Source organism: Actinoplanes sp. NPDC051475, from assembly GCF_040689425.1.
Taxonomy (GTDB): domain Bacteria; phylum Actinomycetota; class Actinomycetes; order Mycobacteriales; family Micromonosporaceae; genus Actinoplanes.
In genome coordinates this window covers 38,383-59,139 of record NZ_JBFAZZ010000030.1, presented here as the reverse complement: position 1 = coordinate 59,139, position 20,757 = coordinate 38,383, and the positions used below count along the sequence as shown (strand labels likewise).

Sequence of the window (20,757 nt, the reverse complement as noted above, 5' to 3'; positions counted from 1 at the left end):
CCTAGACAGCTCCACTCCACAACCGGAGGCCTTCACCCGTCCAGAGCTCAGATCAACTCGTCACACAACCTCGACCAACCTCCCTGGACAGCACACCTAGGACGGGTGCCTTCACATCGGCGCGTGACCGGCCGATGGGTCAGATGTGGGTTCCTCGACTCCGCGGCGCGAACCGGTTCGCGTGTTGTCGCGTCTGGCTCGTGCACCGCGACGTGAAGCCGCAGAACATCATGGTGCTGCCGGACGACGAGGCAGGGGCAGCCCCGCCACCTCGTCCTCAAAGGCGTCAACCTCTGGCGTTCCCTGGTACTTCGCCAGCTTCGCCCGCAACGCGCCGATGCGTTCGTCGACCCGTACGGAGCTCGCCGTCCGGCCCAGCCGTACCGCCTCGGTCGCCGCGCTCGCTGCCCGCTCGACCTCGTTTGCCTGGAGTAACGACTCGGCGAGCCAGGTCAGATAGAGGGCGGTCTCTCGGCCCGTCTCTTCGCCATACGCGGCCGTTGCCTGTTCCAAGATGGGCACCGCCCGGAGGGGGCGCCGAAGCTGCGTCCAGACCCGGCCCTCCATGATCTCGATCTCGCCCTCGTCGAGCCAGTAGACCCAAATCGGGTCCTCCTCCGGGTGCCGATGGGTGTACGCCTCCTGCACGGCACCCAGGGCGCGCTCGGCACCGCCCACCTCCCCGACGCGGGCCTCGGCCCAAGCGACGCGCTCAGCGAGGAGGGCCGTTGTCGTGGCCGTAGCCGCTCCCTTCGCCCCAGCGAGCGCAGACTTCGCCAGCGTGACCGCGGTTCGTGGGTCGCCGATGTTCGCGATTTGGTAGGCCAGTGACGAGAGGTTGTTCGCCGCGCCCGCGACGTCCCCGCCTGCGTGCGCCGCGCGCATTCCGGAAAGGTAATACCGCTCGGCCTCGTCGTGGCGCCCAGCGTCGCTCGTGACCCATCCGGCGACCTGGGCCAGCTCACCGACAGCGACCAGGAGACGTTTCCCGACGTCCTCGGTATACGCCGCGTCGCGGAGGAGCGCAGTCGTCGCTGCGAGTTCGCCCGCGACCATCGCGTGTGTGTCTTGGCCTCCGACGTAGTCGTCAAGGCGGCGTAGCTGGTGGACGCGGGCTTCGACCTCGGCGACCTGGGCAACGCCGATGCGCCGGCCGGCCCGCGTCGCGCTGACCTGGGGCGGTTCGGAAATCAGCCACTGGTGGGCCAGCTCGACCGCGTTCACCGCGGTGACGCGCTGGCCGACGATAGTTGCGGCGAGGCGTTCGGAGTCGTTCGGGCGCCAGAGCCGGCCGTCGAGTTTCCAGGGCAGTTCGCGTGCCCCGGCGACGAGGGCGGCCAGCTCGCCGCCTGCGGCGTAGGCGTCGTCAAGCGCTTGGGCGACCGTGATCGTCGGAGGGCGCTTGCCGCTCTCGATCCGCGAGAGGTGCCCGGGGTCCATGTGCGCGAGGCGTGCGGCTTCGCGGACGCTGCGGGCGCCGCGTAGGCGCCGGGCTGCGTCGCCAAACCTCTCCACGGCCCCTCCCCACGCGTTGCCAGTGTTGCCAGATAGCAAGCTTGCCCGATGGCAGCGCGCCATATCTACCGACGCCGGAGTGTGATCGAGACGCTACTTCTATGACACATCGCCGACGCCGCTTCCCCCGCCGTTCGAGATGCTCTTGCGGGCACCGCTGGCCGTGTCCTGACGGTGTCTACGATTTCTCGCGCGGTGACCCGATTCCCGACGGCGACCGGTACTCCCGGCCGTCGCACCCGGCGCTGTACGAGCCAACAGTGGCCCTCGCCCAGGTCGGCCGCGCGGGAACGCTCACGCCGGCCCAGGCTGAGCGAGCCGGGTTTGGAGGCGGTCGCTGATGCCGACGCCGCAGGCTCCCTTGACGCATCACCTACCGGTCCGGCCCGCGTGGGCCTGTCGGCATTGCGGCCGGATCTGGCCGTACGCAGCAGGGAAGGGGGGCCGCCTGATGACGGAGCCCTTCATCGTCGGCGACCCTGTGACCGTGCTGCCTCCCTACGACAGCGACCCGATCCTCGTCGCGATGCAGCGGCACGCGACCATCGCGGAGATCCGCCCGGAGCCCGGCCCGGACGGCTCGGTCTACATGTTCTCGCCCGCGCCGCGCCACTAGACCGACCAAGCGGTGCGGAACTAACTCCGCGCCGACACGCACAGGTTGAAGGAGGAGCCATGACCACTCTCGCAGAACAGCCGGCCAGGATTGCCGATGACCCGAGGACCCTCGTGTCCGGGGAGGTGTTCGACAAGCTCGCACGCCACTTCGCCGCCGTGCAGGAGGTGACGCAGATCTACGCCGAGCGGGCGATCGGGCAGATGCTGCTCATGTTACGGGCGCACGCTGACTCGCAGCACGATCTCGATTTCGGCAGGCTCCTGCCCGACGGTCGGTCGTACCGCGTCGTTCCGACCAAGCCCGTCGACGTCGCCTGGCACGTGTCCCTCCAGCACACCGAGCCCTACCTCGCCGCGTGCCAGCAGATCGCGGGCGGCTTCGTGCATCATGTGCCGGTCCTGACCGAGGGGATGGCGGACGGTACTTCCATGGATTACACCCGCAAGGCACTTGATGCCACCGGCTACTACGTCGACCCGGAGTTCTGGGATAGCGCGGCGGAGTCCTGCTGTCCGCCGAACCCGCCCCAGCCCGGTCGGGGCTAGCCGATAAGGTGACCGATGCGCACTGACTGGACCGCTCTGCCCGAAACCGTCACCACGAAGATCGCGGAACGTGTCGGCGGAGCCCGCGTAACTCCGTCCTCGACCGGCGACCATGCGGAGATCGCCGCGACTGTCGCTGGGCCGCGCACGAAGGTCTTCGTCAAGGCGGCTTCCTCGGATCTGGGCGTCCGGTCGCTGCGTTACGAACTGCTGGTGAGTAACGCTGTTGACCGGCCTTACTCACCAGCAGTCGAGTGGCACTTCGAGACCGACGGCTGGCTTGTGGTCGGTTTCGAGCAGCTCGATGGCCCTCACGCCGACCTGTCTCCCGGCAGCCGGCATCTCGATCTGCTCGCGGCCGTCGTGGAAGACCTCAGTCGTACGCCCGCGCTGGGGTCTACCTGGTTCACTCCAGCGACGCGGCTCGGGTCCTCGCATCCCGCGGCGGAGGGGCAGATGGTCGTCCACACCGACCTCAACCCCGCCAACCTCATTGTGACCCCGTCCGGCCTGCGAGTCGTCGACTGGGCATACGCGACCAAGGCGGCACCGTGGCTCGAACTGGCACTGCTGGCTCATTGGTTGGTTGGTAGCGGCCACACTCCCGAGCAGGCCGACAAGTGGCTGACCCAGTTCCCGGCTTGGGGCACAACCGATCCGGAAGCCATCGACGATCTCGCGTCGCGAAGCGCCTCGAAGTGGTTGGCCAAGGCCCACGGAAGCGCCGACGAGTGGATTCGCGACCTCGCCGATTGGACCGGCCAGTGGGCGGCGTACCGGGCCAAACGATAACCGGCCTTCTGGCCTGGCGAGTCAGGTGGTGGCGATCGCTAGGACCACCACGTCGCGCCCTGCAACACCCGTCAGCCAGCAGTCGACTGCTTTGCGATCTTGGTGATCGTCGGTGCACCGATGTGCGGCCTAACCGCCGGCGCGGGCCGCGCGCCAGGGGGCGACGGTCGTGCGGCCGGCATGGCGCAGCATCGCCCGGACCACGAGAGGGTGCACCAGCCGCACCACGGCGAGATAGAACCGGCCGGCGCGGGACCGGGTCGCAGCCAGGGTGGACACCGTGACGGTCGTGCCGTCGTCGTCCGGTTCCACCAGGACACCGGCCCGGAAGTCGAGGTGGCCGGCGTCCACTCCCAGGAGCACTTCGCGGTCGGTGCGGGCGATGGTGTCGAAGGCGGATGCGTCGCCGCGGGCGATACCGAGCAGGCCCACCAACCGGTTGCGTAGCCGCAGCAGCGCCACCACCGGCCGGGGCGGGTTGCGGAAGACGGCGTCCGCCCAGGCCTGCGGGTCGGTGGTGGTGCCGGGAGGCACGCGCAGGGCGAACGCGTCGGCGAGGTCGGGCCGGGCGACCGAGTCGTGAAGCAGGGTGGCGGAGACGGGAATGGGTACGGCACCGACCCGGCTGCTCTCCAGGCTCACGGCGAGCCGGGACCGCCACGGGTAGCGAACGGGCCGGGCGACGGTGCCGGTGACGGCCCGCTCGGCGTTGTCGAAGGCGTGCTCGATCACGGTGTCGTGGCAGGTCTCGACCATGGCCGGCCAGAGCAGCCGCATGGCGCCGGACGGACGGGCGGTCAACCGGTGCCGCAGGAGGCAGGCGTGCGGGCCGTCGTCTACGACCTCGAGAGTGTGCGTGCCGTGCAGACCGGTACGCGGGTGGAAGGTGAACTCCACCTGCCGGCCCGGCCGATAGCCGGTGACGTGATACCGCACGGGGCCGTGACCGCCGTCGGCGCCGACGCCGAGCGGACGGTCGAATCGCATCGGCACCCAGGCGGGGCTGGGCCAGAGCGGGTCGTCCGCCGCGCCGATCCGGTCCAGCAACCGGCCCACCTCCGCGGCGGGAACCGGCAGTGCGCGTTCGTGGACGTTGTGCACCGGAGCAGCCATCGTCGCCTCCATACGGTTGCGTATGTTCTTCCGTACGCTACCGTACAGTCATGCCGGAACGACCCGACAAGCAGAGGCGGCTGACCGCCGACGACTGGACCGCCGCAGCCCTGGAAGCGATGGCCGGCGGCGGGCTGGCAGCGGTCGCGGTCGAGCCGCTGGCGGCTCGGCTCGGCGCGACCAAGGGCAGCTTCTACTGGCACTTCGCCGACCGGGACGCCCTGATCGAGGCGGCCGTGCTGCGCTGGGAGCGCGAGCACACCGACGCCGTCATCACGTTCGTCGACGCCGAGCCGGACCCGCTCGCCCGGCTCCGCCTGTTGATCGGGGCCGTCCTGGGGTCGACGACCCAACAGCCGGAGGGCAACATCGAGCTGGCCATGCTCGCCACCGCCGCCCACCCGTACGTCGCCCCGGTGCTGACCCGGGTCACCGAGCGCCGGGTGGCGTACACCGCCGGGCTGTTCAGCGCCCTCGGCTGGCCACCGGAGCAGGCCCGGCGCCGCGGCCTCCTGGCGGTCACCGCCTACGTGGGCCACGCCCAGGTCGCCCACGTCGCGCCGGGCACCCTGCCCCGGACGGAGGCGGACCGCCGGCAGTACGTCGACCAGGTGATCCGGTTGCTCACCGCCCCCGAAGACGCGGGCTAGCTGTACAGCTAGCCCGCGAGGATCAGGCCGCTGGTGGGCACTCCCGTGCCGGCTGTGACCAGCACCGGGCCGTCCCCCGGCACCTGGTTGGCCGCGGTGCCGCGGACCTGGCGCACGGCCTCGGCGATGCCGTTCATGCCATGGATGTACGCCTCACCGAGCTGCCCGCCGTGCGGGTTGACCGGTAGCCGCCCGCCCAGCTCGATGCCGCCGCCGGCGACCAGGTGCCGGGCCTCCCCCCGGCCGCAGAACCCCAGCTCCTCCAGCTGCATGAGCACGTACGGGGTGAAGTGGTCGTAGATCACGGCGGTACGCACGTCCGGCGGCACGTACCCCGACTGGCGCCACAACTGGCGGGCCACGACGCCCATCTCGGGCAGCGCGGCGACCTCGGCGCGGTAGTAGCTCGTCATCACGTACTGATCGGGGCCGCTGCCCTGGGCCGCCGCGCACACCACCGCGGGCGGTTGCCGCAGATCGCGAGCACGCCGCGCGGAGGTGACGACCAGCGCGACCGCGCCGTCGCTCTCCTGGCAGCAGTCCAGCAGCCGCAGCGGGTCGGCGATCCACCGCGAGGCCCGGTGGTCCTCCAGCGTGATCGGGTGGCCGTGGAACCAGGCGTGCGGATTCGTCGCGGCGTGCCGACGGGCCGCCACCGCGACCCGGCCGAAGTCGTCCGTGGTGGCGCCGTAGTCGTGCAGGTAGCGCCGGGCCACCATGGCGACCATCGCCGCCGGGGTGGCCAGCCCCATCGGGTAGTGCCAGCCCGCGTCGACGTCGGCCGAGGTGGTTCCCGCCTGCGCATGCGCCCGGCCGAACCGGCGGCCGGAGCGTTCGTTGAGCGCCCGGTAGCAGACCACGACCTCGGCGAGGCCGGCCGCCACGGCGAGCACCGCCTGCTGCACGACCGCGCACGCCGCTCCCCCGCCGTACGCGATCCGGGAGAGGAAGGTGAGCTCGCCGACGCCCAGCTCGCGCGCGACGGCGACCTCGGCGTTGCCGTCCATGGTGAACGTCACCATGCCCTGCACGTCGCCGGGCCGCAGGCCGGCGTCGTCGAGGGCCGCGCGGACCGCCTCGACGGCCAGCCGCAGCTCGCTGCGGCCGGAGTCCTTGGAGAACTCGGTGGCGCCGATCCCGGCGATGGCGGCGGTCCGGGCGATCACGACGCCACCCGGACCGTCGCGGCGACGTGCTCGCCCGCCGCCGTACGGCCGCTCACCGTGACCACCCGCTCGCCTTCCCCGGCGTCGCGGGCCCGCCCGGTGAAGGTGAGGGTGTCGTAGGCATGGCACGGCGTGCCGAGCCGGATCGCCAGGCCGCGCAGGGTGGCGCCTGGTCCGGCCCAGTCGGTGACGTAGCGCTGCACCAGGCCGGTGGTGGTCAGGATGTTGAGGAAGATGTCCTTGCCGCCGCGCCGCACGGCCGCGTCCCGGTCGTGGTGGACGTCCTGGAAGTCGCGGGTGGCCAGGGCCGTACTGATCACGACGGTCGGGGTCACCGCCAGCTCCCAGGGAGGCAACGGGACCTCCGCCGGCCCGTCGAGGCGCCACGCCGGCAGCGTCACCTCCTCGTCGAGGTGGTCGAATGCGACCCGCACCGACGCTCCGATGCGAACTTCGTCCGGGTCCGCGCCAAGCAGCTCACCCACCATGCGTACGCCCTCCGCCAGGTCCACCAGGGCGACCACCACGGGTACCCGCCGCCCCGGCAGCCGCGGGTGCCGGTGCACCACGAAGCTGTGGATGCGGCCGGCGCCCGAGGCGACCGCGTACTCGGGCTTGGTGGCACCGCACTGCGGGCAGGCGGGCCCGGGCGGATGGCGCAGGGCGCCGCACTCGCCACAGCGCTGCACCCTCAGCTCACCCGCGGCGGTTCCGGCCCAGAAGAACGCCGTATCGGGGCTGATCACCGGTCGCATCGCGACACCCGGGTCCGCGACGGGCGGCGGGTCGCCCGGCCGGAACTTCAGCACCCGGAACCGCATGCTCGCCACCGGCTCGGCGGCCACGAACCAGGTGCTCTCGGTGGTGACGAACCAGCCCTCGCCGAGCGCGGTGCGCTTCGGGCCGGTCACGCCGGTGAGGCGGCTGCGTACGGTCACCTGCTCGCCGTGGCGCAGGTAGCGGTCGTAGGTCTGCTCGCAGTTGGTCGCCACCACCGAGGTGAAGCCGGCCTCGTCCAGCACCGCCGACATGGCTCCCAGCGGGTCCGACGGGTCCGATCCGGCCGGCCGCAGCCCGGGCATCGTCCACACCTGCACCATCGCGGGCGGGGCCAGGCCGTCGCGCTCGTACGCCGGGTTGGTGTCACCCATCGCCCCCAGCCAGTCCCGGATCGCCGGGAGGTTCACCGGGTCCCGGGCCGGCCGCGGTGCCGACTCGCCCGCCTCGGTGATCCGGCGGGCGGCGGTCCTGATCGCGTCGTCCATGCGTACCTCACCTATCTCGGCACCCGGGGCAACCCGAGGCCCGCGGACGCGATCAGTTCCCGCTGGATCTCGTTGACCCCGCCGCCGAAGGTCAGCACCAGGTTGCGCTTGGCCTGCAGGTCCAGCCAGGACATCAGCTCGGCGGTGGCGGGGTCGTCCGGGTCGCCGTGGCGGCCCACGAGCTCCTCGAGCTCCTGGCCGATCCGCAGCACCCGCTCGGAGGAGAAGACCTTGGTGGCCGAGGCGTCCGCCGTCCCGGCCGGTTCGGCGCCGGCGACCTGCCAGTTGAGCAGCTCGTTGACGCGCAGGCCGGCGTACGCACGGGCGAGCGACCGGCGCACACCGGGCTCGTCGCGTACGGCCGGGTTCGACCGGGCCCACGCCTGCACGCGGGCGTAGAGCGCACCCATCCGCCCGGCCGGGCCCAGCATCACGCGCTCGTGATTGAGCTGGGTCGTCAGCAGCCGCCAGCCGTCGTTCTCGGTGCCGACGAGCATCGAGGCCGGTACGCGTACGTCGCTCAGGTAGACCGCGTTCACGTGGTGCGCCCCGTCGCAGGTGATGATCGGCGTCCAGGCGTACCCGGGGTCGCGGGTGTCGACGATGAGGACGGACAGCCCCCGGTGCCGCGGCGCGTCCGGGTCGGTGCGGCAGGCGAGCCACAGGCAGTCGGCGTCGTGCGCTCCCGTGGTGAACGTCTTGTGGCCGTTGACCACGTACCCGTCGCCGTCGCGCACCGCCCGGGTCCGCAGTGCGGCGAGGTCGGTGCCCGCCTCCGGCTCGGTGTAGCCGATCGCGAAGTGGAGTTCGCCCGCGAGGATGCGGGGCAGGAAGAAGTCCTTCTGCTCCGGGGTCCCGAACGCCAGCAGGGTCGGCGCCACGGTCTGCAGGGTGACCGCCGGCAGCGGGACGTCGGCGCGGGCCGCCTCGTTCACCAGGATCTGCTGCTCCACCGGGCCGTGCCCGCCACCGCCGTAGCGGGTGGGGAAGCCCAGGCCGAGCCAGCCGTCGCGGCCCAGCCGCGCGACGACCTCCCGATGGACCGGTCCGTGCCGTTCGTACCGCAGGGTGGCGCGCTGCTCCGGCGAGAGCAGACCTTCCATGTACGCGCGGAGCCGGGCGCGCAGCGCGTGCTGGTCCTCAGTCAGGTCGATGAACAACGCGCCCTCCCAGCCGTTCCAGGCAGAAGTCGGCGCCGCCGAGCCGGCGGGCCAGGTCGCGCAGCAGGGCGCCGTGGCGGTGCAGCGGGTAGTCGGCCGCGAGCCCCAGGCCGCCGTGCAGGTGGTGGCAGGTGCGCAAGGCCGGAAGGGCCTCGCCGGTCAGCCAGTACGCGGCGACCCCCAGGTCATCGCCGGTCTGCGGGTCGTCCGGGCCCCGGCCCGCGTCCAGCCCCCAGCACGCGGCCAGGACGGCCAGGTGCAGCGTGCGCGAGGTGACGTAGACGTCGGCGATCTGCTGGGCGACGGCCTGGAACGTGGCGAGCGGCCGGCCGAACTGGTGGCGGCCGCGCACGTGGTCGGCGGTCAGCCGCAACGCCCCGGCCAGGGCGCCGTCCCCGGCCGCGCACGTGGTGGCGACGGCACACCGGTACAGGTCGGCGACGCATCGTCCGTCGGCGCCGGAACCCAGCGGCTCCGCGGGCGCCGCGTCCATCCGTACCGTGAACTCCGGGGTGCCGGCCGACGTGGCCGTCTGCCGGAGCGTGACGCCGGGCGCGGCCGGATCGACCACCGCGACCGCGAGGCCGCCGGAGTCCCGGCTCACCGGCACGAGAATGCGGTGGGCCTGGTCGGCGTCGCTCACGCCGGTCTTCGTGCCGGTGACCGTCCAGTCCGCCGCGGCCGTGACGCGCGGCGTGCCCGGCAGCGGATCGCCCGGCTCGGCCAGGGCCGCCGTGAGGATCCGGCCGTCCCCCACCCCGGCCAGCAGGTCGCGTATCTGGTGCGGGCCCGCCCACCGGGCCACCGGCAGCACGCCCAGGGCGAGTGTGGACACCGCCGGGACAGCGATGGCGCGGCGCGCGAGCTCGGCGACCACCAGGGCGGTCTCCAGGACACCCAGCCCCGCACCGCCGAGCCGCGCCGGCACGGCGAGGGTCAGCAGGCCCGCCTGCCCGAGCGCCTTCGTGAGGCCCGGGGTTCCCGCGTCGTCGTCCAGCACCTCGCCGGCCAGGCGGACGATCGCGTCCTGTGCCTCGTCCAGTTCGAAGTCCGGGCCCATGCCGAGATTAGAACACGTTTCAGTATTGACACGCCAGCGCCTCGGCGAGCGATGACTTCGCACCCGTTGGTACGCTGGTAGGACCTTACGAGACGGCCCTCGGCCGTGCTCCGGAACGCGCGGAAGGCAAGCATGGCAGCGTCGAGAACGAATACCAGTAACGGCGCCGGCCGCAGCACACTGGCCGGCGCGGACGCGCAGCAGGGCTCCGCCGCCCAGCGGGATCGGCGCCGCCGGATCCTGGAGGCCACCCTGGCACTGGCCTCGAAGGGCGGCTACGACGCCGTTCAGATGCGCACCGTCGCCGAGCGGGCGGAGGTGGCGCTCGGCACGCTGTACCGCTACTTCCCCTCCAAGATCCATCTCCTGGTGTCCGCCCTGGTGCTGGAGTTCGAGCGGATCCAGGAGAAGCTGGACCGCAAGCCCATCCCGGGCGACACGCCGCACGAGCGGACCCTGTACGTGCTCAGCCAGATGACTCGCGTGATGCAGCGCGAGCCATTGATCACCGAGGCGATGACGCGCGCGTTCATGTTCGCCGACCCGTCGGCGAGCGCCGAGGTCAACGCCGTCGCGCGGCTCATGGAGGACATGTTCACCAGGGCCATGCACGACGGCGAGCCGACCCCGGACGACCGGGCGAAGGCCCGCGTGATCGGCGACGTGTGGCTGTCCAACCTGGTGGCCTGGGTGACCCGCCGGGCCTCGGCCAACGACGTGGTCAACCACCTCGAGCTGGCCACCCGCCTGCTCCTGCGCTGACAGGAGCAGGAGCAGGCGGAGTGTCAGCCGAGGAGGGCGGTGAGCTTCGCGAGCGACTGCTGCGCCGCGGTGCCGGCCTGCTTCTCCAACATGCCCGCCATCGGTCCGGCCAGCGCCGGTCCGACGAACTCCATCTCGTAGGTGATCTGCGACCCGGACCCCGACGGCTCGATCGTCATGCGGCTCTTCGCCTTGACGCCCATCGGGCCGTCACCGGACTGCTCGAGCCGCTCCGCCGCCTCCGCGTCCGTCACCCGCCACGCCATCTCCGCGGGCATGCCCATCAGCTTGACCTTCTGCCGGTACGTCGTGCCGGTGTCGAGCGTCGACGGGATCTCACCGGTGAAGCCCTCGTGCATCGTGTTCCACTCGGCGACCCGCGGAAGGTCCACCACCAGCTGCCAGACTTTCTGCGGTTCGGCCGCGGCGCCGGCCGAGACACTCACCTTGGGCATCGCATTCCTCCTTGCGGGTGATCCCAGAGAACTAGAACAGGTTATAGCAATGTGATGAGCTTCACTAGTTTCATTCATGAATCGCCCGCCCCGGCGGAGTAGAACCAAGTCCTGGTCGTCAAGCGGTGGAGGCATGCGGTGACCGAGAACGATGCCGGTGGACGGGAGTGCTCCCCCTCCGCCGCCTGGCACCAGGACGCGATAGCTCCCCGCTCCACCCGTAATCTGCGCGCCGTGAACGGCCGTACGGACCCGGCCGGCCCGGTCCCCCTGCACCGCCGGCGGCGAGCCGTCAGCGAGCTCGGCGACGCCCTGCGGACCCTGGTCGAGCTGGCCACGGCCACCGAGGCCCCGGTCGAGGACCTCGACCGGGCCACCGAGGTCGTACGCGAGGCCGCGGATCTGCTCGGCGGGCGCCTGCGCGACCGGTCCACCCCGCCGAGCACCGACGACCTGCTCGACGGAGTCCGGATGTACAACCCGGTCACGGGCACCGGCAGCGCCCTCGCCCCGCCACTGCGCATCGAGCAGTCCGGTGATGTCACCGTCGGCGCCTGCACCCTCGGCCTCGCCTTCGAAGGCCCGCCCAGCTACGCCCACGGCGGCGTGAGCGCCCTCCTGCTCGACCAGATGCTCGGATACGCCGTGAGCGCCTCCGGGCACCCGGGCATGACGGTGCGCCTCGAGACCTCGTACCGGGCGCCGGTCCCGCTGCAGACCCCCCTGCGCCTGACCGCCGAGGCGACCGCGATCGAGGGGCGGCGCGTGACCGCCTCCGGGACCATCGCCACCGCCGCGGAGCCGGACACCGTACTGGTCGCCGCGACCGGCACGTTCGTCGCGCTCAGCGCCGACCAGGCCCGTCGCCTGTTCGCAGCGGTGTGGGGGTCCGGCTCCCGCGCCGGCTGACGCTCCCGCGCGGTTCCGGCCTACTCGTCCGCCGTGGCACGGCGCCGCTGGGCCAGTTGCCATTCGAGCAGATAGCGGCGCACCTGCTGGGCCTGAGACTCCGGCAGCGTGTAGACGACGATCACCTCGGCGTGGTCATCGGAGTCCTTGTCCGGTTCCCGGGTGAGGAGCACCGTGCCGGAGATGTCGATCGCGGCATCGCCCAGAGTGATTCGCGCGCAGACCGGTTCACCCTCGACGAAGTTCAGTTCAGCGACATAGCAGCGAAGTGCGGCCTCGCTGATGTCCTCGACGGTCGCCGCCTGCCACTCCGTCTCCTCCTCGTGGCGGAGGAACGCCGCTTCACCGCCGCCGCCACGGTAGAAGGTCCGCCGGGTGACCAGCTCCGGATCACCCAGGATGCGCAGACGCCATCGCCCTCCCGCGGAACCGAGCACCTTCGCATTCACCCGGTAGCGACTCGGCGGGCGATTCCAGTAGATGCAGACCTCGGCGTCTGCCGCCGGAACGTCGATCTCCAGCTCCGGTAGCGGCATCGGCATCAGCAGCAGATCGTCTTCCAGTTCCTCGACGCGGGACTCCCACTCGATGCCCTGGAGCTCAGGGTTGATGACGGTCCCCACGGTGAGCTGTTTCTTGTCTCGTGGCACCGCGCACCTCGCAGGTCAAGACCACGCCGCCTGTCGGAGCTGTCCTTGGCAGAGACGATCGACCACGAGGGGCCGTCGTTGAGACGTTGCGGCCGCGATGTACATCACGCCGTACCCCTAGAGGTCGGTCGTGATGATCTTCTCGATGTTGCGTTCGGCGAGGGCGGTGATGGTGACGAACGGGTTGACGCCGATGGTGCCCGGGATCAGCGAGCCGTCCATCACGTAGAGGCCGGGGAAACCGGGCAAACGGCCGTAGTTGTCGGTCGCCTGGTTGAGGATGCAGCCGCCGAGCGGGTGATAGGTGAAGTCGTCCCCCCAAATCTTGCCGACGCCGAACAGGTCACGGCGGTAGACGGTGAACTGTTTCGCGTTGATGGTGTCGAAGACGCGCTTCGCCGCATCGATGGCGGGCTGGTTCTGGGCCGTCTGCCAGGTCAGGCCGACAGCTCCGGTGCCGGTGTCGAAGACGAACCGGGCGCGCTGGGGGTTGCGGGTGATGGCGAGGTACAGACTGATCCACAACTCGACGCCGGCCGGGAAGGGCGCGATCTCCGCGAAGACCGGCCCCGCGGCATCGGACCAGTTGTCGATGCCCATGGCCGGCATGCCGGACTGCAGGGCGCCCGTCGTGTCCCAGACGTGGTTGGCCCGGCCGACCATGACGTTGCCGTTGTTGCCCCAGCCCTGCCCCACCGCTTCGGGCAGGCCGGGCAGGGCCCCGACGGCCCTCATCGCGACCAGGAGCTTGCTGGTGCCGATGCTGCCGGCGGCGAAGAACACCCGGTCGGCGCGGACGGTCTTGGCGGCCACCGGATCCCCGCCGGTGCTGATCTGCGTCATCGTGACGGCGTATCCGCCCGCGGAGGCGGGTGCCACGGCCGTGACGACGTGCTGGGTCGTGACGGACAGCCGGCCGGTCGCCGCCGCGGCCGCCAGATAGGTCTTGTCCAGCGAGCGTTTGCCGTAGTTGTTGCCGTAGATCACCTCGCTGGCCAGGGCCGAGCGCGGCACGGTGTCGGCCTGCTCCCGGGCCATGTACGTGAAGTCGTACACGTTGGGGACGAACGCGGTGCGGTATCCGGACGCGTTGGCCTGGTTGCGGCTGAGCCGCGCGTACCGGTAGCACTCCGCGGCCTCGAACCACGCCGGGTCGATGTAGTTGACGCCGAGCGCGGCGTTGGCGCGCGGGAAGTAGGTGTTGTACATGGCGTCGGCGTCGACCGACGGCAGCACCTCCTCGAAGTAGCTGCGCCGGGGCTGCACCGCCATGCCGCCGTTGACGAGCGACCCGCCGCCGAGGCCCCGGCCCTGGTAGACGCGGATGCCGGCGAAGCGCTCGGAGTCGAGCACGCCGGTGAACCTGTCGATCGGCTTGTTGGCCGGGATGCCGAGGAAGTAGCCGAGCGGCTGGTCGGTGGAGGTCCGCAGCCAATATGACCGCTGGTCGGGGTGGAGCATGTTGCAGAAGATCTTGCCGTCCGGCCCGGGGCTGTTCCAGGCCATGCCCATCTCGACGACGCTGGTGGCGATGCCGGCCTGGGTCAGGCGCAGCGCGGCGACCGCGCCGCCGTAACCGCTGCCGATGACGAGGGCGGGTACGTGATCGCCGTCGGCGAGGGTGGCACCGGCCGCCGCGGCGCGGGCAAGGGGTCTGCCCCCGGACGTGCCGAGCACAGCCGCCGCCACGCCGCCCTTGAGCAGGCCGCGACGCGAGACCGGCCGGGACCGGGGCGCGGGATGGTGGTACATCGTGGTTCCTTCCCACGTCGCCGGCGGAGTGGGGTCAGGTGCCGCCGGCGATGTCGTTGGCGGCGATGTACCCGAAGGTCATCGCCGGGCCGATGGTGGAACCCGCACCGGCGTAGCTGTGCCCCATGACCGCGGCGCTGGAGTTGCCGGCCGCGTAGAGCCCGGGGATGATCGGGCCGCCGGCGTGCAGCACCCGGGCGCGGGCGTCGGTCCGCAATCCGCCCTTGGTCCCGAGGTCACCAGGGACGATCTTGCAGGCGTAGTACGGCGGTAGCCAGAGCGGCGCCAGGCAGGAGTTCGGACGGACCGCGGGATCCGTGTAGTAGTGGTCGTAGGCGCTGTCGCCGCGGTGGAACTCGGTGTCCCGGCCGGTCCGCGCGAAGCCGTTGAAACGGGAGACCGTGGCGGACAGGGCGCTCGAGGGAATCCCGATCTTGTCGGCCAGGGCGCCGAGGGTGGGGGCGCGGTAGACGGCGCCGGCGTCGTACCAGGAGTCGGGGAACGGGAAGGCCGGCGGGATGTCGCTGAAGAGATACCGGTTGCGATAGTTCTGGTCGAAGATCAGCCAGGCCGGGATGTCCGGCGTGATGCCGTTCTCGTCGTACATGACGTGCACGACGTCGCTGTAGGGCGCCGCCTCGTTGACGAACCGCACCCCGGCGCTGTTGACCATGAGGCTGCCGGGCAGGGTCCGCTCGGCCAGGCAGAAGTACGGCTCCTCGGGCAACGGGATGGCCGGCCCCCACCACGAGTCCTCGAGGAAGTCCGTGGCGGCGCCCGCCCGCAGTCCGGCCTCGATGCCGTCGCCGGTGTTCTCCTTGGCGCCGACGGTCCACGAGGTGCCGATCGGCGCCCGCTGGTACGCCAGCCGCATGGCGAGGTTGTGCTCGAACCCTCCGGCGGCCACGAGGACGCCGCGGTTCGCGCCGATCACCGTCGAGGACCCGTCCTGGGTGACGACGACGCCGGTCACCCGGCCGCCGGCGTCGAACTGGAAGTCCTCGAACGGCGTGTTCAACCGCACGGGTACGCCCGCAGCCGCGAGCCCGGCCCGCAACCCGGCCGCCAGCGCCTGCCCCATCGTGAGTGGAGTCTGTCCGTGCAGGACGGCGGTGGCGTACCGGGCGGCGCATTCGGCGGCGACGGCGAAGCCCCGGGCGTTGACCAGGGCCAGGACGAGCCACTTGTAGTCGGCACTGAAGACGGACGCGCCCGGGGGCGTCGCCATGTAGGCAGGGTTGAGGTGCTCCAGCTCGGCGCCGAGCAGCTTGCCGTCGAACAGGTCCGGCTCGATCGACCGGCCCTGCGGCATGCCGCCGGGCAACTCGGGATAGTAGTCGGGGTAGCCCTCCATGAACCGGAACCGCAGCGGGCTGTTCGCCATCACGAAGGAGATCATCGACGGCCCGTTGTCCAGGAACGCCTGCTGCTTGGCGGTCGGCACGTCGCCGTCCACCACCGCGGCGAGGTAGGTGGCCGCCTTGGCCGGCGAGTCGGGAACCCCGGCGGCGAGGATGACCTCGTTGTTCGGGATCCAGATGCCGGCACCCGAGCGGGCCGCGGAGCCGCCGAAGGTCGGCGCCTTCTCCACCACGACCACGCTGAGGCCGCGCTGGGCCAGCCGAAGCGCCGCGGTCATCCCGGCGGCGCCGCAGCCGACGACCACCGCGTCGTACTGCGGAGCGGCCCGCGCGGCCCGCCCGAGGACGGCCGGACCGACGGCCATACCGGTACCGACGGCGGCGGCGCCCGCGAGAACCTGACGCCGGCTGAGGGATGCGTTCATCGCGACCTCGGTGGGCTCAGACTGACTGCAACGCGTTCTACTATTTACAAGAAAAACACTGGTGTCAAATGGAATCTTTAACAAGAACGTGATACACGAACGCGGCCGAGTCAGGCGTGCGGCGGGTGCTGGAGGGCGGCGTCCAGCCGGTCGAGCTGCTCCCGCACGGCGGCCAGCGCCGATGCCGCCTGCGGCGACGGCCCGGCCGGCCCGGACGTCCCGGCGGGCGCCGCGACGAGCCCCTGCACCGCCATCTCGGCGAACGCCTCCGCCACCGGCTCCACCGGGTGCTCCGGCGAGGGCCGGAACCACCAGGCGATCCAGTTGCACATGCCCAGGATGCCGAGGGCGGCGGTGCGGGAGTCGACCGGGCGCAGGACCCCGGCCCGCACGCCGTCGTCGATGAGGCCGCGCAGCTCCGCCAGGACCTCCCGCTTCGCCCGCTCGTTGCGGCTGGCGAGCGGCTCGCTCAGCTCCATCTGCCCGATGTGCCAGAGCCGGAACCGTGCCGGGTTCTCGGCGTTGCGGCTGGCCGTCTCGTACGCCGCGAGGCGGAGCCGGCCGAGCGGGTCGAGGTCGGTTCGGCCGCGGATCCCGCGCAGGAGCGCCACGCCCTCCAGGGTCACCTCGGTGACGATCTGCTCGAGCAGCGCATCCTTGCTGTCGACGTAGTGGTAGATCGCGGTGCGGGTCAACCCCATCGACACGGCGATGTCCTGCAGGCTGGTCGCGGCGAAGCCCCGTTCGGCGAAGAGCCGTGCCGCGTGCTCGTAGATCTCCTGCTCGACGATGCCCCGCCGGCGCCGCGTCCGGCCGGCGGAGGTGGCGCTGCCCCCGGGCGCCGCGGCGGCCATCAGGCCACCTGCTGGAGCTGATCGGCGGCGGTGCCGGCCTCGACGACCTCGCCGCTCGCGACCGCGCTGCGGGACAGCAGGTAGGCGAGGTCGGCGAACAGCTCGGGGTCGGTCCCCCGCGGCGCCGTCAGCCCGTTGACCCGCACCGCCGGGGCGACCTCGGCGGCGATCAGCCCGGTCAGCCCGCGCAGCATCGCGGCACCGAGTGCCACGCGTCCCGCCTGAGCGGTCGTGGCCAGGTGCAGGACGCGGCCGCCACCGTCCGCCATGGCCAGCCAGTAGGCCCGCTGGGCCCAGCCGAGCGGCGCGGCCACCCAGCCGCGCACCAGCGCCCGGAAGGCGATCGGATCGATCTCGAGGAGCGACCCGGGGTCCGGCTCCGGCGTGTGGACGACGAGCAGGTCCAGCCGGCCCCAACGATCGACGACCGCCCGCACGACGCGGCTCTGCAGATCGACATCGGTGGGCTCGCCGGCGAGCGTCCAGTCCGCGCTCCGCGCTCCTTCGGCCGGATCCGCGCCGACCAGGCAGACCCGGAACCCGTCGGCCCGTAGTCGCCGCGCCAGCGCCGGCGCCACCGGATCCGCGCCGACCACCACCGCGACCTGCACGTCCCCTGCCGACATGGCGCTCCTCCCCGAGTACCGATTTGACATAGCGTCATTGAAACTGACACCAGTGTCAAGTAGCGTGAGGCCGGTCAGAGATGGGGTGGGCAGATGGTGCAGACGTCCGCGGAAACCGACTCCGCCACGCTCCGGCGACTGATCTCGGCGTTGCTCTCCCGCCTGCCCGAGCTGACGCTGGACCTCGCCCGCCGGATCGAGGACGAGAACCAGGCGCACGGCTACCGCGAGCGGGTTTCCCGGGCCGACCTGCTCGAATCCTGCCGCGACAACCTCGAACGCATCCTCCAGGTGCTCGCCGACGCCTTGCCGGCCGGCGCCGATCCGCTCGACGCGCCGCGTGCCAGCGGCCGGCGGCGCGCGGTCCAGGGCATCCCGCTCGAGGCGGTGCTGCACGCGTACAGGCTGGGCACCGCCACGATCTGGCAGGCGCTGCTCGCCCAGGCGCGCGGCGGTCCGGCGGGCTGCGTCGACGTGGTGACCGAGGCCACGAGCAGCGTCCTGGAGGTCGTGAACAGGTATTCCCTCGTGGTCGCCGACGCCTACCGCGCCACCGAGGCCGAACTCGGCATCCGCGACGCCGACCGCCGCGGCGCCCTGATGGACGCCCTGCTGACCGACGCCGCCCTGGACCCCGGCACCGCGGCCGCCGCCGCCACGGCGCTCGAGCTGCCGCCGCACGACCGGTTCGCGGTGGTGGCGCTGCGGTACGACGCCGCCCTCGACCGTCCGCTGACGGTGCCGCGGGACGCCCTCGCCGTACGCGGTGTCCGGTCGGCCTGGCGCACCAAGGGCGACAGGGAGTTCGGGGTGCTCGCCCTGGGCGGGCAGTCGCTGGCCGCCGTCGCGACCCTGCTGGAGTCGCTGCTCCCGCGCCCCGCCGGACTGTCCTGGTCGGTGCCCGGCCTCGACTCCCTGGCCGAGGCGCGGCGGGCCGCGGAGACGGCGCTGTCCACCGCACCCGCCCGGCCGGCCCGCGTCTACCGGATCGACGACCGGCTGCCGGAGGCCCTGGTGGTCTCCCGGCCCGATCTCGCGCACCGGCTCACCGACCGCGTCCTCGGCCGGCTGCTGGAGCAGCCCGCGGCCGAGCGCCGGCTTCTCATCGACACGCTGGAGGTGTGGCTGCGGGGCGGGCGCTCGGTGGCCGCGGCCGCCGTGGCCCTGCACTGCCACCGCAACACGGTAGCCAACCGGCTGCGCCGGATCGAGACGCTGACCGGTGGCTCGCTCGACGACGACCGGCACGTCCTCTGCTGCTACCTGGCCCTGACGGCCGTACGCCTCCTGCCGGGGGACCCGTCCCTCGCTACGCCGGCGCCGGGGCTCGCGTCCGCCTGCTGAGCGGCGCCCATTTCCAGCGGCAACGAGTCCGGTACGCAGAGTGCACGGCGCCCAGCCGAGCGGCGCCGGAGTTGTGCAGCGTGGACATTGCCGAGCCCCGGAGGTGGTCCGATGCTGTCTGCCACAGCTCCGCCGCACACCCTCCGGAGAGGCCATGCCGTTCACCAGTCCCCTGCCCGACGTCGCGGTGCCCGCCCTGCCGCTGCACCGGGTGATCCTCGACGGCGCCGCCGCGCGGGGGGACCACCCGGCCCTGGTCGACGGGCGTACCGGCGCGGTGATCAGCTACGCGACCCTGGCCCACATGGTCGACCGCCTGGCCGCCGGGTTCGCCGCGGCCGGGGTGCGCAAGGGCGACGTCCTCGCCCTCTACGGCCCCAACAGCGTTCTCTACCCGGTCGTCTTCCACGCGGCGCTGACCGCGGGCGCGACCGTCACCCCGGTGAACGCGCTGGCCACCGGCAAGGACCTCGCCGGCCAGCTGCGGGACAGCGGAGCCACCTGGCTCGTGACGACCCCGGCACAGGTCGGCCGGGTCGCCGAGGCCGGGTCCGGGACCGGGGTGCGCGAGGTCTTCCTCCTCGATTCCGCGCCGGGGTACCGCTCGGTGCAGCAGCTGATGGACTGCACCGATCCGGCGCCCCACGTGGAGATCGACCCGGAGGCGGACCTGGCCGCGCTCCCCTATTCCAGCGGCACCACCGGGGTGGCCAAGGGCGTCATGCTCACCCACCGCAGCCTGGTCGCCAACGTGACGCAGGTGCAGGCGATGCTGGACCTTCGCCCCGACGACCGCGTCGTGGCGGTGCTGCCCCTGTTCCACATCTACGGTCTGACGGTCCTGATGAACCTGGGCCTCGCCGCCGGCGCCACCCTCGTCGTACTGCCCCGGTTCGAGCTCACGGAGTTCCTCCGGGTCCTGGCCGAGGAGCGGATCACCCGCGCGTTCGTCGCCCCGCCGGTCGTGCTGGCCCTCGCCAAGCACCCGGCCGTCGCCGACCATGACCTGTCCGCGCTGCGGGTGGTGTTCAGCGGCGCGGCCCCGCTCGACCCCGAGCTCGCCGAGGCGTGCGCGCGGCGGCTGGGCTGCCCGGTCCACCAGGGGTACGGCATGACGGAGATGTCGCCGGTGTCGCACGCCGTACCGTTCCACGAACCGGATTCGCCGCCCGGAACGATCGGCAAGCTGGCGCCGAACACGCAGGCCCGCGTGGTGGACGTGGCGACCGGCGGCGACGTCGGTCCCGGCGCCACCGGTGAACTCCTGGTCCGCGGCCCGCAGGTGATGCGCGGCTACCTCGGCCGGCCCGAGGCGACCGACGCCACAGTCGACTCCGACGGCTGGCTGCACACCGGCGACCTGGTGCGCGTCGACGAGGCGGGCGACTGGTACGTCGTCGACCGCGTCAAGGAACTCATCAAGTACAAGGGCTACCAGGTGCCCCCGGCGGAGCTGGAGGCGGTCCTGCTGACCCACCCCGGCATCGCCGACGCGGCCGTGGTGGGGGGCTACGACCAGGACGGCGAGGAGATCCCGCATGCCTTCGTCGTGGCCGCCGAGGGGTCGCTGACCCCCGACGATGTCATCGCCCATGTGGCGCAGCGGGTGGCGCCGTACAAGAAGGTCCGGCTGGTGACCCTGGTCGACCGGATTCCCAAGAGCCCTTCCGGCAAGATCCTGCGGCGCGAGCTGCGGGCCCTGCCGAGCTGACGGCCCGGCCGTCACGACGAGCA

20 protein-coding genes and 1 pseudogene are annotated in these 20,757 nt (G+C 72.1%); 8 read left to right on the top strand and 13 right to left on the bottom strand.

Going from position 1 to position 20,757, the window contains the following annotated elements; translation table 11 throughout:
• Positions 1-228: 228 nt before the first annotated feature.
• On the bottom strand, positions 229-1,578 hold the full coding sequence (locus tag AB0368_RS37030) for a helix-turn-helix transcriptional regulator (RefSeq protein ID WP_366158719.1): 1,350 nt from the start codon (positions 1,576-1,578) through the stop codon (positions 229-231).
• A 388-nt stretch (positions 1,579-1,966) separates the two neighbouring features.
• Here AB0368_RS37030 and AB0368_RS37025 point away from each other — a divergent pair, with 388 nt between their 5' ends.
• Genes AB0368_RS37025 through AB0368_RS37015 form a run of 3 tightly spaced genes read left to right on the top strand, consistent with a single transcriptional unit; the run spans position 1,967 to position 3,471 of the window.
• Entirely contained in the window at positions 1,967-2,131 is a 165-nt protein-coding gene (locus tag AB0368_RS37025; RefSeq protein WP_366158718.1) for a hypothetical protein, read from the top strand.
• Positions 2,132-2,190: 59 nt separating this feature from the next.
• Positions 2,191-2,679 carry a hypothetical protein gene (locus tag AB0368_RS37020; RefSeq protein ID WP_366158717.1) on the top strand — a complete coding sequence of 163 codons (489 nt, stop codon included), beginning with the start codon at positions 2,191-2,193 and terminating at the stop codon, positions 2,677-2,679.
• A gap of 15 nt (positions 2,680-2,694) precedes the next feature.
• Positions 2,695-3,471, top strand: coding sequence for a phosphotransferase (locus AB0368_RS37015; RefSeq protein ID WP_366158716.1), 777 nt, complete (start codon positions 2,695-2,697; stop codon positions 3,469-3,471).
• A gap of 129 nt (positions 3,472-3,600) precedes the next feature.
• Here AB0368_RS37015 and AB0368_RS37010 read toward each other — a convergent pair whose 3' ends face one another.
• Complete coding sequence (locus AB0368_RS37010) at positions 3,601-4,584, bottom strand: DUF2867 domain-containing protein (protein ID WP_366158715.1); 984 nt, start codon at positions 4,582-4,584, stop codon at positions 3,601-3,603.
• Positions 4,585-4,634: 50 nt separating this feature from the next.
• On the opposite strand from AB0368_RS37010, the gene AB0368_RS37005 reads away from it, so the two are divergent.
• Positions 4,635-5,234, top strand: coding sequence for a TetR/AcrR family transcriptional regulator (locus tag AB0368_RS37005; protein ID WP_366158714.1), 600 nt, complete (start codon positions 4,635-4,637; stop codon positions 5,232-5,234).
• An 8-nt stretch (positions 5,235-5,242) separates the two neighbouring features.
• Here AB0368_RS37005 and AB0368_RS37000 read toward each other — a convergent pair whose 3' ends face one another.
• From AB0368_RS37000 to AB0368_RS36980, 5 genes and pseudogenes are all read right to left on the bottom strand, one after another.
• On the bottom strand, positions 5,243-6,400 hold the full coding sequence (locus AB0368_RS37000) for a lipid-transfer protein (RefSeq protein ID WP_366158713.1): 1,158 nt from the start codon (positions 6,398-6,400) through the stop codon (positions 5,243-5,245).
• The gene (locus AB0368_RS36995; protein ID WP_366158722.1) at positions 6,397-6,756 is read right to left on the bottom strand and encodes an acyl dehydratase; all 360 of its coding nucleotides are present in this window, start codon (positions 6,754-6,756) and stop codon (positions 6,397-6,399) included. Before AB0368_RS36995 ends, AB0368_RS37000 begins: the two co-directional genes overlap by 4 nt.
• A gap of 21 nt (positions 6,757-6,777) precedes the next feature.
• Positions 6,778-7,665, bottom strand: a pseudogene (locus tag AB0368_RS36990) (bifunctional MaoC family dehydratase N-terminal/OB-fold nucleic acid binding domain-containing protein); the annotation flags it as partial.
• Between the two features lie 11 nt (positions 7,666-7,676).
• Entirely contained in the window at positions 7,677-8,825 is a 1,149-nt protein-coding gene (locus AB0368_RS36985; RefSeq protein ID WP_366158712.1) for an acyl-CoA dehydrogenase family protein, read from the bottom strand.
• A complete protein-coding gene (locus AB0368_RS36980) occupies positions 8,806-9,885 on the bottom strand; it encodes an acyl-CoA dehydrogenase family protein (protein ID WP_366158711.1) in 1,080 nt (359 codons plus the stop codon). The genes AB0368_RS36985 and AB0368_RS36980 overlap by 20 nt, the downstream gene beginning before the upstream one ends.
• A gap of 132 nt (positions 9,886-10,017) precedes the next feature.
• Here AB0368_RS36980 and kstR point away from each other — a divergent pair, with 132 nt between their 5' ends.
• A complete protein-coding gene (kstR, locus tag AB0368_RS36975) occupies positions 10,018-10,647 on the top strand; it encodes a cholesterol catabolism transcriptional regulator KstR (protein ID WP_366158710.1) in 630 nt (209 codons plus the stop codon).
• A 23-nt stretch (positions 10,648-10,670) separates the two neighbouring features.
• Here the strand turns inward: kstR and AB0368_RS36970 are convergent, their stop codons facing one another.
• Complete coding sequence (locus tag AB0368_RS36970) at positions 10,671-11,102, bottom strand: SRPBCC family protein (RefSeq protein ID WP_366158709.1); 432 nt, start codon at positions 11,100-11,102, stop codon at positions 10,671-10,673.
• Positions 11,103-11,327: 225 nt separating this feature from the next.
• Here AB0368_RS36970 and AB0368_RS36965 point away from each other — a divergent pair, with 225 nt between their 5' ends.
• The gene (locus AB0368_RS36965) at positions 11,328-12,011 is read left to right on the top strand and encodes a PaaI family thioesterase (protein ID WP_366158721.1); all 684 of its coding nucleotides are present in this window, start codon (positions 11,328-11,330) and stop codon (positions 12,009-12,011) included.
• 20 nt (positions 12,012-12,031) lie between these two features.
• Here the strand turns inward: AB0368_RS36965 and AB0368_RS36960 are convergent, their stop codons facing one another.
• From AB0368_RS36960 to AB0368_RS36940, 5 genes are all read right to left on the bottom strand, one after another.
• A complete protein-coding gene (locus AB0368_RS36960; RefSeq protein ID WP_366158708.1) occupies positions 12,032-12,661 on the bottom strand; it encodes a hypothetical protein in 630 nt (209 codons plus the stop codon).
• A 117-nt stretch (positions 12,662-12,778) separates the two neighbouring features.
• The gene (locus AB0368_RS36955) at positions 12,779-14,413 is read right to left on the bottom strand and encodes a GMC oxidoreductase (RefSeq protein WP_366158707.1); all 1,635 of its coding nucleotides are present in this window, start codon (positions 14,411-14,413) and stop codon (positions 12,779-12,781) included.
• 34 nt (positions 14,414-14,447) lie between these two features.
• Positions 14,448-16,139 carry a 3-oxosteroid 1-dehydrogenase gene (gene kstD, locus AB0368_RS36950; RefSeq protein WP_366158720.1) on the bottom strand — a complete coding sequence of 564 codons (1,692 nt, stop codon included), beginning with the start codon at positions 16,137-16,139 and terminating at the stop codon, positions 14,448-14,450.
• Positions 16,140-16,309: 170 nt separating this feature from the next.
• Positions 16,310-17,053: a TetR/AcrR family transcriptional regulator gene (locus AB0368_RS36945; protein WP_366158706.1), complete on the bottom strand. Its 744-nt coding sequence runs from the start codon at positions 17,051-17,053 to the stop codon at positions 16,310-16,312.
• On the bottom strand, positions 17,053-17,679 hold the full coding sequence (locus tag AB0368_RS36940; RefSeq protein ID WP_366158705.1) for a hypothetical protein: 627 nt from the start codon (positions 17,677-17,679) through the stop codon (positions 17,053-17,055). Before AB0368_RS36940 ends, AB0368_RS36945 begins: the two co-directional genes overlap by 1 nt.
• A 93-nt stretch (positions 17,680-17,772) precedes the next feature.
• Here AB0368_RS36940 and AB0368_RS36935 point away from each other — a divergent pair, with 93 nt between their 5' ends.
• Positions 17,773-19,023: a helix-turn-helix domain-containing protein gene (locus AB0368_RS36935; RefSeq protein WP_366158704.1), complete on the top strand. Its 1,251-nt coding sequence runs from the start codon at positions 17,773-17,775 to the stop codon at positions 19,021-19,023.
• 154 nt (positions 19,024-19,177) lie between these two features.
• Entirely contained in the window at positions 19,178-20,734 is a 1,557-nt protein-coding gene (locus tag AB0368_RS36930) for an AMP-binding protein (RefSeq protein ID WP_366158703.1), read from the top strand.
• The last annotated feature ends 23 nt before the right edge of the window (positions 20,735-20,757 follow it).